Origin of the sequence: Clavibacter sp. MX14-G9D, assembly GCF_032917815.1 — a bacterium.
Lineage (GTDB): Bacteria > Actinomycetota > Actinomycetes > Actinomycetales > Microbacteriaceae > Clavibacter > Clavibacter michiganensis_K.
Map to the genome: position 1 here is coordinate 1 of NZ_JAVCVL010000052.1, position 14,735 is coordinate 14,735.

Sequence of the window (14,735 nt, forward strand, 5' to 3'; positions counted from 1 at the left end):
CCGGCGGCTTCCAGCGTCCGGCCGGCGGCTTCGCCGGTCGTCCCGGCGGCGGCGGCCGTGGTCGCGGCCCCGGTGGCGGCACGGCGGGCGCGTTCGGCCGCGGTGGCGGCAAGAGCAAGTCGCGCAAGTCGAAGCGGACGAAGAGGGCCGAGTTCGAGCTGCGCGAGGCTCCGTCGCTGGGTGGCGTCAGCGTCCCCCGCGGCGACGGCAGCACCGTCGTCCGACTGCGCCGCGGCGCGTCCATCTCGGACTTCGCCGACAAGATCGACGCGAGCCCCGGCAACCTGGTGACCGTGCTGTTCCACCTCGGTGAGATGGCCACGGCGACCGAGTCGCTCGACGAGGCCACCTTCGAGGTGCTCGGCACGGAGCTCGGCTACAAGATCCAGGTCGTCTCCCCGGAGGACGAGGACCGCGAGCTGCTCGAGGGCTTCGACATCGACCTCGACCAGGAGCTCGAGGACGAGGACGACGACGTGCTGGAGATCCGGCCGCCCGTCGTCACCGTCATGGGCCATGTCGACCACGGCAAGACGCGCCTGCTCGACGCCATCCGCAACGCCAACGTCATCGAGGGCGAAGCGGGCGGCATCACGCAGCACATCGGCGCGTACCAGGTCTGGGCGCCGCACGAGGGCTACGAGCGCGCCATCACCTTCATCGACACCCCGGGCCACGAGGCGTTCACCGCCATGCGCGCCCGTGGTGCCCAGGTCACCGACATCGCGATCCTCGTGGTCGCGGCCGACGACGGCATCATGCCGCAGACGGTGGAGGCCCTGAACCACGCCCAGGCGGCCAACGTGCCGATCGTGGTCGCGGTCAACAAGGTCGACAAGGAGGGGGCCAACCCCGCCAAGGTGCGCCAGCAGCTCACCGAGTACGGCCTGGTCGCCGAGGAGTACGGCGGAGACGTCATGTTCGTCGACGTCTCGGCGCTCACCGGCAAGGGCGTGAACGACCTCCTCGAGGCCGTCCTGCTCACCGCCGACGCCGGGCTCGACCTGCGCAGCAACCCGAACAAGGACGCGCGCGGCGTGGCCATCGAGGCGCGCCTCGACAAGGGCCGCGGCGCCGTCGCGACCGTGCTCATCCAGTCGGGCACGCTCCGAGTGGGCGACGCCATCGTGGCGGGCACGGCCTACGGCCGGGTCCGGGCGATGATGGACGAGAACGGCGACCCGGTCCACGAGGCCTACCCGTCGCGTCCCGTCCAGGTCCAGGGCCTCTCGTCGGTCCCCGGCGCGGGCGACACCTTCCTCGTCACCGAGGAGGACCGCACCGCCCGTCAGATCGCCGAGAAGCGCGAGGCCGTCGAGCGCAACGCCCAGCTGGCCAAGGCCCGCAAGCGCATCAGCCTCGAGGACTTCACGCGTGCGCTGGAGGAGGGCAAGGTCGAGTCGCTCAACCTCATCATCAAGGGCGACGTGTCCGGTGCCGTCGAGGCGCTGGAGGAGTCGCTCATGAAGATCGAGGTGGACGACTCCGTGCAGCTGCGGATCATCCACCGCGGCGTCGGAGCGGTCACCGAGAGCGACGTCAACCTGGCGACGATCGACAACGCGATCATCATCGGGTTCAACGTCCGCCCCGACCCGAAGGCCCGCGCCCGCGCGGCGCGCGAGGGAGTCGACATCCGCTTCTACAGCGTCATCTACTCGGCGCTGGAGGAGATCGAGTCGAGCCTCACGGGCATGCTCAAGCCCGAGTTCGAGGAGGTCCAGTCCGGTGTCGCCGAGATCCGCGAGGTGTTCCGCTCCTCCAAGTTCGGCAACATCGCGGGTGTCATCGTGCGCTCGGGCACCATCACCAGGAACGCCAAGGCGCGGGTCATCCGCGACGGCGTGGTGGTGGGCGACAACCTCGCCATCGAGTCGCTGCGACGGTTCAAGGACGACGTCTCCGAGGTCCGCACGGACTTCGAGGCGGGCATCGGCCTCGGCAAGTTCAACGACATCCAGATCGGCGACGAGATCGAGACGATCGAGATGAAGGAGAAGCCGCGGGCGTAGCCTCGGCTGATCCGGGCCCCGCTCCCCACCAGGGGAGCGGGGCCCTCCCCGTCCCGCCGCAGAGGCGGGGCACGCAGGACGCCGGGCGGCACCGTCCGGCCGCACCCGTCACGGAAGGACGTCGACCATGGTCGATCACGCGAGGGCCCGGAAGATGGCCGACCGCATCAAGGAGATCGTCGCGCGCAAGCTCGACCGGGGCATCAAGGACCCGCGCCTCGGCTTCGTGACGGTGACCGACGTGCGCGTCACGGGCGACCTGCAGCACGCCAGCATCTTCTACACGGTCTACGGCACCGACGAGGAGCGCGCCGACACGGCCGCGGCCCTCAAGTCCGCCACCGGCATGCTCCGCAGCGAGGTCGGCAAGAACATCACGGCGCGCCTCACGCCGTCGCTCGAGTTCATCCTCGACGGCGTGCCCGAGAACGCGGCCGCCATCGACGCCCTCCTCGAGGAGGCGCGCCGCCGCGACGCCGACGTGCACACGCAGGCGCAGGCCGCCGTGTACGCGGGCGACGAGGACCCGTACGTCAAGCCGCGCGTGATCGCGGACGACGACGAGGACGACGACGACGACGAGGGCGGCGTCGACCGCTCGGCGCCCGGGTACGAGCCCGCGCACTGACGCGTCGGGGGCCCGCCGGCAGACGGGCCCCGCCCGCGGCCGAGACGCCGCGTCGGGGATCAGCTCGGGAGGGCGTAGGTCCCGTCCGCCTGGCGCACCGCGAGGCCGTCGGCCAGGAGCCCGGCCAGCGCGCGCTCGCGCTGCACGGGCTCCGACCAGGCCGTCGCGAGGTCGGCCGCGCTGACGGGGGAGTGGCTCGACCGCAGCTCGGCGAGCAGGAGGCCGCGCACCTGGCGGTCGGAGCCCTCGTATCGCTTCTGCGTCGGGCGCGCCGGCCCGTCGTAGGCGGGGTAGCCGGCGGCCCGCCACGCGCACAGGTCGCGCACCGGGCACGCGTCGCAGCGCGGCGAGCGTGCCGTGCACACGACGGCGCCGAGCTCCATCGTCCCGGCGTTGAAGACGCGCGCCTCGACGAGGTCCTCCGGCAGCTGCGCCGCCATCGCCGCCAGGTCGGCGGTGGTGCGGGCGGGTCCCGGATCGCCCTGCCCGTCGACGGCGCGCGCGAGCACGCGGCGGACGTTCACGTCGACCACGGGATGCCGGTGCCCGAACGCGAACACGGCGACCGCGCGCGCCGTGTACGGGCCGACGCCCGGCAGGTCCAGCAGGGCGTCGACGTCCTCCGGCACCTCCCCGCCGTGGCGCTCGACGATCGCGACCGCGCACGCGTGCAGGGCCAGCGCCCGGCGCGGGTAGCCGAGCCGACCCCAGGCGCGGACGGCCTCGCTCGCGGGCGTGGCCGCCAGGGCGGCGGGCACGGGCCACCGGACCAGCCACTCCTCGAGCCGCGGGATCACCCGCGCCACGGGCGTCTGCTGGAGCATGGACTCGCTCACGAGGATGCCCCACGAGCCGAACCCCTCGCGCCGCCAGGGGAGGTCGCGCGCGTTCTCCCGGAACCAGGCGTTCACTCCACGGGCGAGGGCGGTCTGGGGCATCCGGCCAGCGTACGAGACGATGAGCCTAGGCTCGGCGCATGCCCCTGTACCGCGCCTCCCGCGCCGAGGTCCTGTCCTCGCTCGCCGACGAGTTCCTGCACAACTACGGCCGGGGGCGCGCCTTCCTCGCGGTCGACGGCGGTCCCCTCGCGGACGCGCCGGCCTTCGCCCGCGACCTCGCCGACGTGCTCCGCGCCGACGGTCGCGGCGCCTACGTGGCGTCGGCCGCCGACCACCTCCTCGACGGATCGGCGGACGCCCCGGACGCCGACGGGATCCGCGACGCTCTCGTGCGGCCCTTCCGCCGCCCCGGCACCCCGTTCGCGCTGCGGCCGGGTGCCGATCCCGTCACGGACGCGCCGGACGACGCCGTCCTGCTCGTGGCGGGCGACGGCCTCCAGACCGAGGCGCTCCGCGGTCTCTGGAACGCCGTCGTCTACCTGCTCCTCCCCGACGAGCCGCTCGCGACCACGGGCGGCGACGCCGCATCCGCGCCGCAGGAGGCGCACGCGCGCTACATCCGGGCGGTGGACCCGCGGCGGGCCGCGACGATGATCGTCGACGTCACCGACCCCGACCTCCCGCGCCGCGTCTTCGCCGACAGCTGCTGAGGCGGCGCCCTCGCCGCGTCCGCTCAGCGCGGGATGAGGCGCGCGAGCTCCGCGGGCGACAGGTGCCGCCCACTGGTCTCCACGCCGTGCACGAGCTGCACGAGCGCGGCGTTGACGCGCGCGTCCTCGCCTGCGCCGGGCGCCAGCGCGGCGACCGCGCCGTTGAGGTGGTCGACCTCGGTGGGGCGGTCGCGGCGGATGCTCTGCAGCGTCGACCCCGGGTTCGGCACCCGGCCCATCGACCGCGCGAGCGCGACCGGCACCCGCTCCGCCAGCCCGAGCGGCAGCGACGCGAACAGCCGCAGCCGGCGGTGGGTGAGGCCGGCGAGCGGCCCGAACACGACGCCGCGGGCGAGGCCCGTCCGCACCGTCTCCTGCATGGCCCGCGTGACGATCCGGCGCATGGCGGGATCGGCGATCGCGGCCTGGACGCTGAGGCCGGTGACGGCCGGCACGGCGTTGATCCCGTTGACGACGAGCTTCGTCCACTGCGCCCCGCGGAAGTCGTCGGCGACCGAGACGGGCATGACGGGATCCAGCACCTCCCGCACGAGCGCGACCCCGGCGCCCTCCGGCCCGTCCGCCGAGCCGATCTGGATGCCGGCGGCCGACGTGACGGTGACCAGCCCCGGCTCCGAGAGCGACGCCGCGACGAGCGCGAGCCCGCCGACGACCTGGGAGCGGGGGAGGCACTCGACGCCCATGGTGATGGCCGAGAGCCCGTTCTGCACGACGAGCACGGGGATCCCGCGGAGCCAGCCGGCGTTCTCCGTCATGGCGTCGCGCGCGTCGGCGATCTTGGTGGCGACGACCGCCAGCTCGGGCGGGCGGCCCAGCCGCTCGGCCGCCGCGACGCGCGCGACGTGCTCGCCCCAGCCGCCGGAGAGCCGCAGCCCGCGGTCCTGCACGGCGCGGAGGTGCGGACCGCGCGCCGTGACGTCCACCTCGTGGCCGTCGCGTTCGAGCAGCGCCGCGATGGTCCCGCCGACGGCGCCCGCGCCCAAGACACCGATCCGCACGCGTCCTCCTGTCGACCCCTCGATCCTAGGCCGGGCGCATCGGACGGACCCGGGAGCGCGGCCGCGCACGGCATGATGGTCAGGCCATGAGTACCCCGACCCCCCGCGCCGCGCCGTCCACCGCGAGCGGCCTCCTCCTCGTCGACAAGCGCGGGGAGTGGACGAGCCACGACCTCGTCGCCCGCACCCGCCGCCTCGCGGGGACCCGCAAGGTCGGGCACGCCGGGACGCTCGACCCGATGGCGACCGGGCTCATGATCCTCGGCGTCAACAGCTCCACGCGCCTGCTGACCTACCTCGTGGGCCTCGACAAGGAGTACCTCGCCACCATCCGCCTCGGCCGCGCCACCACGACGGACGACCGGGAGGGGGAGGTCGTCTCCCGCGCGGAGCCCGGCCGGGTCCGCGACCTCGCCGTCGCCGACGTGGAGCGCGCGATCTCCGGCCTCCGCGGCGTCATCTCGCAGGTGCCGAGCGCGGTCAGCGCGATCAAGGTCGACGGCAAGCGCGCGTACGCGCGGGTCCGTGCGGGCGAGGAGGTCGAGCTCGCCGCGCGCGAGGTCACCGTCTCCGCCTTCGACGTGCTCCGGTTCGACGCCGTGGCGCCCGAGGAGGGCGAGGAGGACGGCGCCCAGCTCGACCTCGACGTCCGCATCACCTGCTCCTCCGGCACCTACGTGCGGGCGCTCGCCCGCGACCTCGGCCGCGAGCTGGGCGTCGGCGGCCACCTCACGGCCCTCCGCCGCACGCGCGTCGGCCCCTTCCACGTCGACGACGCCGTCGCCATCGACGACCTCGTCGTCGCCGACCGGCTCGTCCCGCCGGCGGACGCCGCCGGCCGCCTCTTCGAGGTGCTCCACCTCACCGAGCAGGAGGCCGTCGACCTCGGGCACGGCAAGCGGCTGACGACGCCCGACGAGGCGCCGACGGAGGACCCGCTCGCCGCGGTCGCGCCGGACGGCCGGCTCGTGGGCCTCGTCGGCTTCCGCGGTCGGACGGGCACCTCGATCGTGAACTTCCCCGCCGACGAGGCCGGTGCGCGGTGATCGGCTGGTTCACGGTCGCCCAGATCGCGGTCGCGGTCGTCGCGGGCGTGCTGTGCCTCGTGCTCGGGGCCGTCGGCCGGAAGCCGAGCGACCTGACGATGGGGCCCACCGCGCTCGTGGAGGTCCTGCTCGTCGTGCAGCTGGTCGTGGCGATCGTCGCGCCCGCGGTCGGCAACCCGCCCTCGGGGAACCTCGTCGAGTACTACGCCTACCTGCTCAGCGGCTTGCTGATCCCGCCGCTCGCGATGTTCTGGGCGCTCGTGGAGCGCACCCGCTGGAGCACGGTGATCCTCGGCGCCTCCTGCCTCGCCATCGCGATCATGGTCTACCGGATGGACGTCATCTGGAACGTGCAGGCGGCGTGACGCCCGCTTCCTCGGGTAGGGGATAATCGCAGGTGCCATGACTGACTCCCGTACCTCGCGCATGACCGGTCTCGGACGGGTCCTGGTCTTCCTCTACGGCCTGCTGGCCCTCGCCGCGACGGGTCGCTCGGTCACCCAGATCCTCACCAAGTTCGACGAGGCCCCCGTCGCGTACGCGCTGTCGGCGCTCGCCGCGGTCGTCTACATCGTCGCCACCGTGGCGCTGGTCGCCCCCGCGCGCACGCCCGAGGCCGCGCGCCGCTGGTACCGGATCGCGTTCGCCACCATCGCCTTCGAGCTCGTGGGCGTCCTGGTCGTCGGGACGCTGAGCCTCGTCGACTCCGAGCTCTTCCCGCACGACAGCGTGTGGTCGGTCTACGGGTACGGCTACGTGTTCATCCCGCTGGTGCTCCCGGTGCTCGGCCTGCTGTGGCTCCGCCGCGGCGGACGCAGCCGCGTGAGCGCGGTGGACGAGCGCCCGGTGCGCGGGGGCCGCTGACGTGCTCGTCGTCCACGACCCGGCCGACGTGCCGGACGGCTTCGGGCCGAGCGCCGTCACCATCGGCAAGTTCGACGGCGTCCACGCGGGCCACCGGGCGGTCATCCGGCGCCTCCTCGGCATCGCCGCGGACGACGCGCTGTCCTCCGCGGTCGTGACGTTCGACCGGCACCCCGCCGCGCTCCTCGCGCCCGCGGCGCGCCCGCAGAGCCTCGTGAGCAACCGGCAGAAGATCGAGCTGCTCGAGGAGCTCGGGGTCGACGCCACGCTGATGCTGCCGTTCGACGAGCGCCTCTCGCGGCTCGATCCCGCGGCCTTCGTCACCACCGTCCTGGTCGACGCGCTGCACGCCCGCGTGGTGCTCGTGGGCGAGGACTTCCGCTTCGGCGCGAAGGGCGCCGGCGACGCGGCCACGCTCACGCGACTCGGCGAGGCGCACGGCTTCCGCACGGTGGTCGTCGGCGACGTCATGCCGGACGGCAGCCGCAAGGTCTCCTCCACGTGGATCCGCGACCTCATGGACAGCGGGGACGTCACCGCCGCGGCAGAGCTGCTGGGCCGCGCGCCCGCCGTCCGCGGGCTCGTGGTGCATGGCGAGAAGCGCGGCCGCGAGCTGGGGTTCCCGACCGCGAACCTCTCGCCCGAGGCCGAGGGCCTGATCCCCGCCGACGGCGTCTACGCGGGCTGGCTGCGCGACGGCGACCGGTCGTACCCGTCGGCCATCTCGGTGGGCACCAACCCCACCTTCGCGGGCGTCCGTCCCCGCGTCGTCGAGGCGTTCGTGCTCGACGAGACGCTCGACCTCTACGACCACGAGGTCGAGGTCGTCTTCGTCTCCCGGATCCGCGGCATGGTCGCCTACGAGGGCCGCGAGCCGCTGATCGCCCAGATGACGGACGACGTGGTCCGCACCCGCGCGGTGCTCGGGATCTAGGCGGCCGCGGCCGGACCCGCGTCGCCCCCGGGGCGGGGCGTGCGGCCGAAGAGGTACATGATCAGCGTCGAGGCCGTCGCCTCGATCGCGGGGCCGTGGCCGACGCTCCAGCCGCCGTCGGTCGCGCGCAGGGTCCGGGCGCGCAGCACGCCGCGGATCCCGGCCGGCGCGATGGCGGCGCGGGCCACGGCGACGGCTCCCGTCGAGCGCGGGTCGAGCTCCAGGTCGGCCTTCAGCGCGTGCGCGATGTCGAACGCGTGCACGACCACCTCGAGGAGCTCCGGCAGCCGCTTGCGGCCCTTCCCGGCGCGCTTGTCGGCGGCGATCGCGCGGATGCGGGCCACGAGCTCCTCGGGAGCGCGGGCGGCCTCGTCGGCGCTCAGGTCGTCCATCACGCGCATGGGGTTGAGGCGGGGACGGCGGCGCATCGAGCCGATGGCCGTGCGCACCATCGCCGCGTTGCTCGCGCCCACGCGCCACACGACGTGGCCCGCGACGTCGCGGACGGTCCACCCGTCGCACATGCTCGCGGCCTCCCAGCCCTCGGCGTCGAGCGACGCGAGGAGGTCGGCGGTGCGGTCGAGCACGTCCGCGATCTGCTCGCTCCACACGCCGGTGACCGCGGGCTCGGGCTCGGACGCGCGCTGGCTGAGGGGCAGGTGCCGGGAGATCTCGCTCATGGCCGAGAGCCTATTCCGGCCGCCGTAGAATCTGGTGGTGACGACACCTCCCGCCGCTCCCCGCGCGGGTGCGCTCCTCGCCCTGGTCGGCATCGTGCTGGTGGCCCTGAACCTCCGCACCGCCGTCGCCGTCTTCTCGCCGATCGTGACGGAGATCGGGCGCGACGTGCCGCTCGACAGCGTCGCCATCGGCGTCCTCGGGGCCCTGCCTCCCGTGTGCTTCGCGCTCTTCGGGCTCCTCGCGCCCGCCATCTCCCGCCGCCTCGGCCTCGAGCTGACCGTGGTCGTCGGCCTCGGCGCGATGGTCGCGGGGCACCTCGTGCGGGCGGCGTCCGGCGACGTGGTCGTCTTCGGCATCGGCACGGTCCTCACGCTCGCGGGGATGGGGCTCGGCAACGTGCTCCTGCCGCCGCTCGTGAAGAGGTACTTCCCCGGCCGGATCGGGCCGCTCACCTCGCTCACCACCGTGATGATGTCGATCAGCACGGGCGTGCCCTCGCTCGTCGCCGCGCCCCTGGCCGACAGCGCGGGGTGGCGCGTCGCCATCGGGGCGTGGGCCGGCGTCGCGGTCGTCGCGCTCGTGCCCTGGATCGCGCTCCTCGTCGAGCACCGCCGTCACACCCGGCGCGAGCGCGAGGCCGCCGCGGGCCTCGACCAGGTGGAGGAGGCCCCCGCCGCCGTCACCGGCCGCGTGTTCCGCTCGCCCGTCGCCTGGGCGCTCGTCGGGATCCAGGCCGCCTCGTCGTTCAACGCGTACTCGATGTTCGCGTGGCTGCCGGCGCTGCTGCAGGACACCGCCGGCCAGACGCCCGTGGTCTCCGGCGCGCTGCTCGCCGTGTTCGGGTTCATGGGGCTGCCCACCGCGATCGTCATGCCGATCCTCGCGGCGCGGATGCGCAACGTCGGCATCCTGATCCAGCTCGGCGTGCTGTTCTTCGTGGTCGGCTACGTGGGCCTCCTGGTCGCCCCCGCCGCCGCGCCGCTGCTCTGGGTGGCGGCCGCGGGCACCGGGCCCCTGCTGTTCCCGCTCGTCTTCGTGCTGATCAACCTCCGCACGCGCACGCATGCGGGCGTGGTCGCGCTCAGCGGCTTCGTGCAGGGGATCGGCTACGCGATCGGGGCGATCGGCCCGCTCCTGTTCGGCGTGCTCCACGAGCTGTCCGGCGGCTGGACCGCCCCGCTCCTCATGCTCTTCGCGATGGTCGCCGTCGCCTCCGCCTCGGGCTTCTACCTCGCGCGCCCCCGCATGCTGGAGGACACCTGGGACCGTCCGAGCCGCGAGCCCGTCCGCGGCGACTGACGGCGCCCGACGGGGCGCCGACCGTGCCCGCCCGGATCAGAAGCTCGGGACCATCTCCTTGCGGTGCACGAGCGCGCCGGCGCCGATGATGGGGCCGTCCTCGGAGAGGCCGGAGGGCACCACGCGCGTCTTGGTGACGAAGCCGAACTGCTCGCGGAGCGCGATGGGCTCGCGGATCATGTCGAAGATGTCGGGCGTCACGCGGCTGAAGCCGCCGCCGATGGCGACGACGTCCAGGTCGACGAGCGAGCTGGCCGACGCGATGGCGCGGCCGATCGCGAGCCCGGCCCGCCGCACGGCCTGCACGGCGAGGTCGTCGCCCGCGCGGTAGCCGGCGGCGAGGTCCTCGCCCGTGGCCCCGGTCCAGCCGCGGGCGCGCGCCCAGGCGACGCTCCGGGGCCCGGACGCGATCGCCTCCACGCAGCCCTGCCCGCCGCAGCTGCACGGGTCGTCGAAGCCCGCGACCTCGACGTGGCCGATGTGGCCCGCGTTGCCCGTCGGCCCCGCGACGGTGCGGCCCGACAGCACGAGGCCGCCGCCGACCCCGGTCGACACGATCATGCCCATCACGTCGTCGTAGCCCCGGCCGGCGCCGACCCAGTGCTCGGCGAGCGTGATGGCGAGCCCGTCCATCTGGAGCGTGGTCGGCACGTCCGGGGTGAGCTCGGCGACGCGGTCGCGGAGCGGGAAGGAGCGCCAGGCCGGCACGTTGAGCGGCGAGACGAGGCCCTGCCGGACGTCGACGGGGCCCGCGGCCGCGAGGCCGGTGCCGACGAGCTCGGCGTCGTCGGGCAGGGCGGCGAGGGCCTGCCGGGCGACCCCGAGCACGGAGTCGAGCAGCTCGTCGGCGGAGCGGTCGGGGCCGGTGGGCCCGCGGAAACGGCTGCCCGCGAGCACGCGGCCCGCGTCGTCCACGAGAGCGGACTCCACCTTGGTGCCGCCGAAGTCGACGGCGAGCGCGAGCGTGCGAGGCATCTTCGTCCTGTCCCGGTCCCGGATCCGCCCGTGCACCGGCGTCCAGGATACGGTCGGTCGGGGCCCGCTCCCGGCGGCGCGCGGCCCGACCCCGCTCCGCCGATCGGCCGTTGGGGTGCGCCGATCGGCTGGTCCGGCCGCCGATCGGCTGACGCAGGCCGTCCACCTGTGGGGAAACCCGCGTCCATCCGGCTGCGCCGATCTATGCTCATGCCGTGCATCCCGACCACCGCCCCGGAGACAGCGCCCATGAGGCGCCCGCCCCGCGCGCCGAGCACGCGGCGTCCCCTCGCCGCGGCACGGCTCCCGCGCTCGAGTACTCGGACGCGGCCGAGGCCCGTCTCGCCTCGCGCCAGCTCGACGAGGGCATGCCCGCCTCCTCGGGGCTCGGCGACGACGACGGGGGCATCCGCACCCGCTTCCCGGCGATGCCGGGCGCGTTCCTCTCCGAGGCCCGCGCCTCCACCGTCTTCCTGCCCTACGAGTTCGTGTTCCGCCGCCTCATCGACCTGCCGCCGCTCATCGTGTGGGACGCGGTGTCCGATCCCGACATGGTGTCCGGCTGGCTCGCGGAGGCGTCCATCGAGCAGGAGGAGGGCGGCGAGTTCTGGTTCGAGTGGATGACCGGCCCGGACCGCAGCCTCGCCTCGGCATCGGGCGGCATCGTCACGCGCTTCGAGGAGGGGCAGGGCATCGACTTCACGTTCGTGGACGAGGGCGAGGTCACCGCGCGGTTCCTCCTGCGCCTCCAGGAGGTGCCCGGCGGGCCCCGCGACCGGCAGACGGAGCTGGTCGTCACCGTGACCGGCATGCTGCCCGCGGGCATCGCCAACGTGCTGAAGGCCAGCTGGCGCCTCCACCTCGACCTGCTGGACGAGCTCGTCCGCGGCCGCCCCGTGGACTGGGCGACGTGCGACGTCGAGCACGGCCCGACCTGGCGCCGGTACCTGACGGAGCTGGAGTCGGCCGAGGGCTGATCCGCCTCCGCGGCCCACGCCCGACGGCGCGTCCCGGTAGGTGCCCACCGCGCGTCCCGGGTCCTGGGAGCCGCTTGCCAGGCAGATTGCCTACCGTGAGGGAATGACTTCGCCGAGCGCCGCCGCCCGTCTCGCCCTCGTGACCGGAGCGACGGGGTACATCGGCGGGAGGCTCGTGCCGCGCCTGCTCGAGGCCGGCTTCCGCGTGCGCGTCCTGGTCCGCGATCCCCGTCGTCTCACCGACGTCCCGTGGCGCGACGACGTGGAGGTGGTGCGGGGCGACCTGTCCGACGCCGCGACCCTCGCGCCCGCCGTCGAGGACGTCGACGTCCTCTACTACCTCGTCCACGGCATGGGCGCCAAGGGCGACTTCGCCTCGTCGGAGCGCGCCTCGGCCGAGAACGTCGCGAAGGCCGCGAAGGCCGCGGGAGTCGGCCGCATCGTGTACCTCGGCGGCCTGCATCCGGACGTCGACCACCTCTCGAAGCACCTGGCGAGCCGCAAGGCCGTGGGTGACGTGCTGCTCGCGAGCGGCGTGCCCACCGTGGCGCTGCAGGCCGGCGTCGTCATCGGCTCCGGATCGACCTCGTTCGAGATGATCCGGCACCTCACCGAGGTCCTGCCGTTCATGCCCGCGCCCGGGTGGGTGCGGAACTTCATCCAGCCGATCGCGATCCGGGACGTCCTCTACTACCTGGTCGCCGCCGCGGACATGCCCGAGGGGCTCAACCGCACCTTCGACATCGGCGGGCCCGACGTGCTGCGCTACGGCCAGATGATGAACGGGTACGCAGTCGAGGCGGGACTGCCGCAGCGGCCCATCGCGTCCATCCCGATCTTCGCCCCGCGCCTCGCCGCGCACTGGGTGAACGTCGTCACGCCCATCCCGCGCACGCTGGCGGTGCCGATCATCGAGTCGCTCCAGTACGACTGCGTCATGGGCGAGCACGACATCTCGACCTACGTCCCCGACCCCGAGGGCGGCCTCACGGGCTACCGCCGCTCCGTGCGCCTCGCGCTCGGCCGCATGCGCGACGGGGTCGTGGAGACCAGCTGGAAGGACTCCGCCGTCGTGGGCGCGCCCAGCGACCTGCTGCCGAGCGACCCCGACTGGTCGGGCCACACGGTCTACCTCGACCTCAAGGAGCGGTCGACGGAGGCGGCGCCCGAGGACCTGTGGGCCGTCATCGAGTCCATCGGCGGCGAGAACGGCTGGTACTCGCTCCCGGTCGCGTGGGCCGCGCGCGGGTGGATGGACAAGCTCGTCGGCGGCGTGGGCCTCCGCCGCGGCCGCCGCAGCGCCACGACCCTGCAGACCGGGGACGCGCTCGACTTCTGGCGCGTCGAGCACATCGAGCGCGGCACGGCACTGCGGCTGCGCGCCGAGATGAAGCTGCCCGGTGAGGCCTGGCTCGAGCTGAGCGCGACGCCGCGCGCGGACGGCGGCAGCGACTACCGCCAGCGCGCGATCTTCTTCCCGTCCGGGCTCGCCGGCCGGCTGTACTGGTTCGCGATCCTGCCCTTCCACGGCGTGATCTTCACCTCGATGGCGACCCGCATCACCGCGAAGGCGCTCGCCGCCACGCGACGGCGCGCGGCCGAGCGTCCCCGCGCGGGGGCCGCCCGGTGAGCCGGCGGAACGGGGCTCCGCGCATCGGCCTCATCCTGCTGACCCTGGTGGGCATCGTCCTCGCCTCGGCGGGCCTCGCCACGGCCGTGACCATGAGCGTGTCCGCGCCCGTGCAGGCGCGCGCCGACCTCGCGGCGCTGTCGGGCGGAGCGGCGGGCACCTCCCGCACGCCGTCCTCGGCGTCGACGCCGGACGCCGGCTCCGCCGAGGCGTGGAAGCCCGTCCCCGTCGACGCCTCGGGCAGCCGCAGCATCACCGACCTCACGGACGGCGCCACCTCGCGCGTCACCATCGACGTGCTGGGCGTGCCGCTCAGCGCCGGCCAGGCGGGGGCGCTCGTCGCGACGATCCTGTCGCTGCCCGTGCTCATCGCGCTGGCGTTGCTCGTGCTCTCGCCGCGGCGCCGCAGCTGGTGGCGTCGGGTGGTGCGCCGACAGCACGGATGACGTCCGATGTCGACCCGATGACATCCCCGCGGGCGGGGACCATGATGGGCACGACGAGAGGCGGATCCATGGCACCGCGCACGCGCACGACGGTCCTGCTCGGCGACAGCCTGACCGCGGACGGCCGGTGGGACGCCATCGTCCCCGACGGGGACGCGCGGATCGTCGACCGGGGCCGCCCCGGGCAGACCACGGACGACGTGCTCGCGCTCCTGCCCGAGGTCGTGGCCGAGGACCCGTCGACCGTGGTCCTCTCCTGCGGCACGCACGACCTCGGCGCCGCGCGCCGGGGACCCGAGCAGACCGTCCGGGCGCTGGAGACGATCCTCGCCGACCTGCGGCGCGACCTGCCGACCGCGCGGCTCGTCGTCGTCTCCGTGCCGCCGCGGGGGCGCGAGCACGCGGAGCGCATCCGCATCGTCAACGTGCACCTGCGCCAGTACGCGCCGGCCGTCCGCGCCGAGCACGTGGACCTGTGGCCGGCCCTCGGCTTCGGCGACGGCGAGCTCGACCCCACCCTGAGCGACGACCGCCTGCACCTCACCGACGCGGGCGCCGCCGCGGTGCGCGCGGTGCTCGCCCCCGTGCTCGCGCCCCGGGACGGGGATGCGGACGACGCGGCGGACGACGACGCGGACGCGGCTCCCGACGGGTCCGGCGCACCCGAGGACGCCG

The 14,735-nt window shown here is 74.5% G+C and carries 16 protein-coding genes; 12 read left to right on the forward strand and 4 right to left on the reverse strand.

Translation table 11 applies throughout. From position 1 onward, the window contains the following. Positions 1-2,012, forward strand: a 2,012-nt coding sequence (gene infB, locus Q6969_RS06655) for a translation initiation factor IF-2 (protein ID WP_317229731.1), incomplete at its 5' end; no start/stop codon positions are given. Positions 2,013-2,139: 127 nt separating this feature from the next. Then, entirely contained in the window at positions 2,140-2,640 is a 501-nt protein-coding gene (gene rbfA / locus Q6969_RS06660) for a 30S ribosome-binding factor RbfA (protein WP_317229732.1), read from the forward strand. 59 nt (positions 2,641-2,699) lie between these two features. Here rbfA and Q6969_RS06665 read toward each other — a convergent pair whose 3' ends face one another. Next, positions 2,700-3,578 carry an A/G-specific adenine glycosylase gene (locus Q6969_RS06665; protein WP_317229733.1) on the reverse strand — a complete coding sequence of 293 codons (879 nt, stop codon included), beginning with the start codon at positions 3,576-3,578 and terminating at the stop codon, positions 2,700-2,702. A gap of 38 nt (positions 3,579-3,616) precedes the next feature. On the opposite strand from Q6969_RS06665, the gene Q6969_RS06670 reads away from it, so the two are divergent. Further along, entirely contained in the window at positions 3,617-4,189 is a 573-nt protein-coding gene (locus Q6969_RS06670; protein WP_317229734.1) for a hypothetical protein, read from the forward strand. Between the two features lie 23 nt (positions 4,190-4,212). On the opposite strand, the gene Q6969_RS06675 is transcribed toward Q6969_RS06670, so the two are convergent. Beyond that, positions 4,213-5,208, reverse strand: coding sequence for a 2-dehydropantoate 2-reductase (locus tag Q6969_RS06675; protein ID WP_317229735.1), 996 nt, complete (start codon positions 5,206-5,208; stop codon positions 4,213-4,215). Positions 5,209-5,294: 86 nt separating this feature from the next. On the opposite strand from Q6969_RS06675, the gene truB reads away from it, so the two are divergent. The 4 genes from truB to Q6969_RS06695 are packed head-to-tail and all read left to right on the forward strand — an operon-like array spanning position 5,295 to position 8,052. Next, the gene (gene truB, locus Q6969_RS06680; RefSeq protein WP_317229736.1) at positions 5,295-6,254 is read left to right on the forward strand and encodes a tRNA pseudouridine(55) synthase TruB; all 960 of its coding nucleotides are present in this window, start codon (positions 5,295-5,297) and stop codon (positions 6,252-6,254) included. After that, positions 6,251-6,619: a hypothetical protein gene (locus tag Q6969_RS06685; protein ID WP_104289677.1), complete on the forward strand. Its 369-nt coding sequence runs from the start codon at positions 6,251-6,253 to the stop codon at positions 6,617-6,619. Before truB ends, Q6969_RS06685 begins: the two co-directional genes overlap by 4 nt. 37 nt (positions 6,620-6,656) lie before the next feature. Beyond that, complete coding sequence (locus Q6969_RS06690; RefSeq protein ID WP_317229737.1) at positions 6,657-7,118, forward strand: hypothetical protein; 462 nt, start codon at positions 6,657-6,659, stop codon at positions 7,116-7,118. Between the two features lies 1 nt (position 7,119). After that, complete coding sequence (locus Q6969_RS06695; protein WP_317229738.1) at positions 7,120-8,052, forward strand: bifunctional riboflavin kinase/FAD synthetase; 933 nt, start codon at positions 7,120-7,122, stop codon at positions 8,050-8,052. Here the strand turns inward: Q6969_RS06695 and Q6969_RS06700 are convergent. After that, positions 8,049-8,732, reverse strand: a complete 684-nt coding sequence (locus Q6969_RS06700; RefSeq protein WP_317229739.1) for a maleylpyruvate isomerase family mycothiol-dependent enzyme — start codon at positions 8,730-8,732, stop codon at positions 8,049-8,051. The two genes, Q6969_RS06695 and Q6969_RS06700, sit on opposite strands and share 4 nt — an antisense overlap. A gap of 37 nt (positions 8,733-8,769) precedes the next feature. On the opposite strand from Q6969_RS06700, the gene Q6969_RS06705 reads away from it, so the two are divergent. Next, positions 8,770-10,032, forward strand: coding sequence for an MFS transporter (locus tag Q6969_RS06705; RefSeq protein ID WP_317229740.1), 1,263 nt, complete (start codon positions 8,770-8,772; stop codon positions 10,030-10,032). 36 nt (positions 10,033-10,068) lie between these two features. Here the strand turns inward: Q6969_RS06705 and Q6969_RS06710 are convergent, their stop codons facing one another. Then, on the reverse strand, positions 10,069-11,007 hold the full coding sequence (locus Q6969_RS06710; protein WP_317229741.1) for an ROK family protein: 939 nt from the start codon (positions 11,005-11,007) through the stop codon (positions 10,069-10,071). Positions 11,008-11,222: 215 nt separating this feature from the next. Between Q6969_RS06710 and Q6969_RS06715 the strand changes: the two genes are divergently transcribed. From Q6969_RS06715 to Q6969_RS06730, 4 genes are all read left to right on the forward strand, one after another. After that, positions 11,223-11,984 (forward strand): SRPBCC domain-containing protein, encoded by a 762-nt coding sequence (locus Q6969_RS06715; RefSeq protein ID WP_317229742.1) that lies wholly within the window; start codon positions 11,223-11,225, stop codon positions 11,982-11,984. Positions 11,985-12,087: 103 nt separating this feature from the next. Beyond that, entirely contained in the window at positions 12,088-13,614 is a 1,527-nt protein-coding gene (locus tag Q6969_RS06720) for an SDR family oxidoreductase (protein WP_317229743.1), read from the forward strand. Then, positions 13,611-14,060 carry a hypothetical protein gene (locus Q6969_RS06725; protein WP_317229744.1) on the forward strand — a complete coding sequence of 150 codons (450 nt, stop codon included), beginning with the start codon at positions 13,611-13,613 and terminating at the stop codon, positions 14,058-14,060. Before Q6969_RS06720 ends, Q6969_RS06725 begins: the two co-directional genes overlap by 4 nt. A 68-nt stretch (positions 14,061-14,128) precedes the next feature. Then, positions 14,129-14,735: GDSL-type esterase/lipase family protein (locus Q6969_RS06730; RefSeq protein ID WP_317229745.1), on the forward strand; the 607-nt coding region annotated here is incomplete at its 3' end.

Bases quoted from the DNA above. Each gene is read 5' to 3' on its own strand.
- rbfA (WP_317229732.1), top strand. From the start codon at position 2,140: ATGGTCGATCACGCGAGGGCCCGGAAGATGGCCGACCGCATCAAGGAG.
- Q6969_RS06665 (WP_317229733.1), bottom strand. From the start codon at position 3,578: ATGCCCCAGACCGCCCTCGCCCGTGGAGTGAACGCCTGGTTCCGGGAG.
- Q6969_RS06670 (WP_317229734.1), top strand. From the start codon at position 3,617: ATGCCCCTGTACCGCGCCTCCCGCGCCGAGGTCCTGTCCTCGCTCGCC.
- truB (WP_317229736.1), top strand. From the start codon at position 5,295: ATGAGTACCCCGACCCCCCGCGCCGCGCCGTCCACCGCGAGCGGCCTC.
- Q6969_RS06690 (WP_317229737.1), top strand. From the start codon at position 6,657: ATGACTGACTCCCGTACCTCGCGCATGACCGGTCTCGGACGGGTCCTG.
- Q6969_RS06700 (WP_317229739.1), bottom strand. From the start codon at position 8,732: ATGAGCGAGATCTCCCGGCACCTGCCCCTCAGCCAGCGCGCGTCCGAG.
- Q6969_RS06710 (WP_317229741.1), bottom strand. From the start codon at position 11,007: ATGCCTCGCACGCTCGCGCTCGCCGTCGACTTCGGCGGCACCAAGGTG.
- Q6969_RS06720 (WP_317229743.1), top strand. From the start codon at position 12,088: ATGACTTCGCCGAGCGCCGCCGCCCGTCTCGCCCTCGTGACCGGAGCG.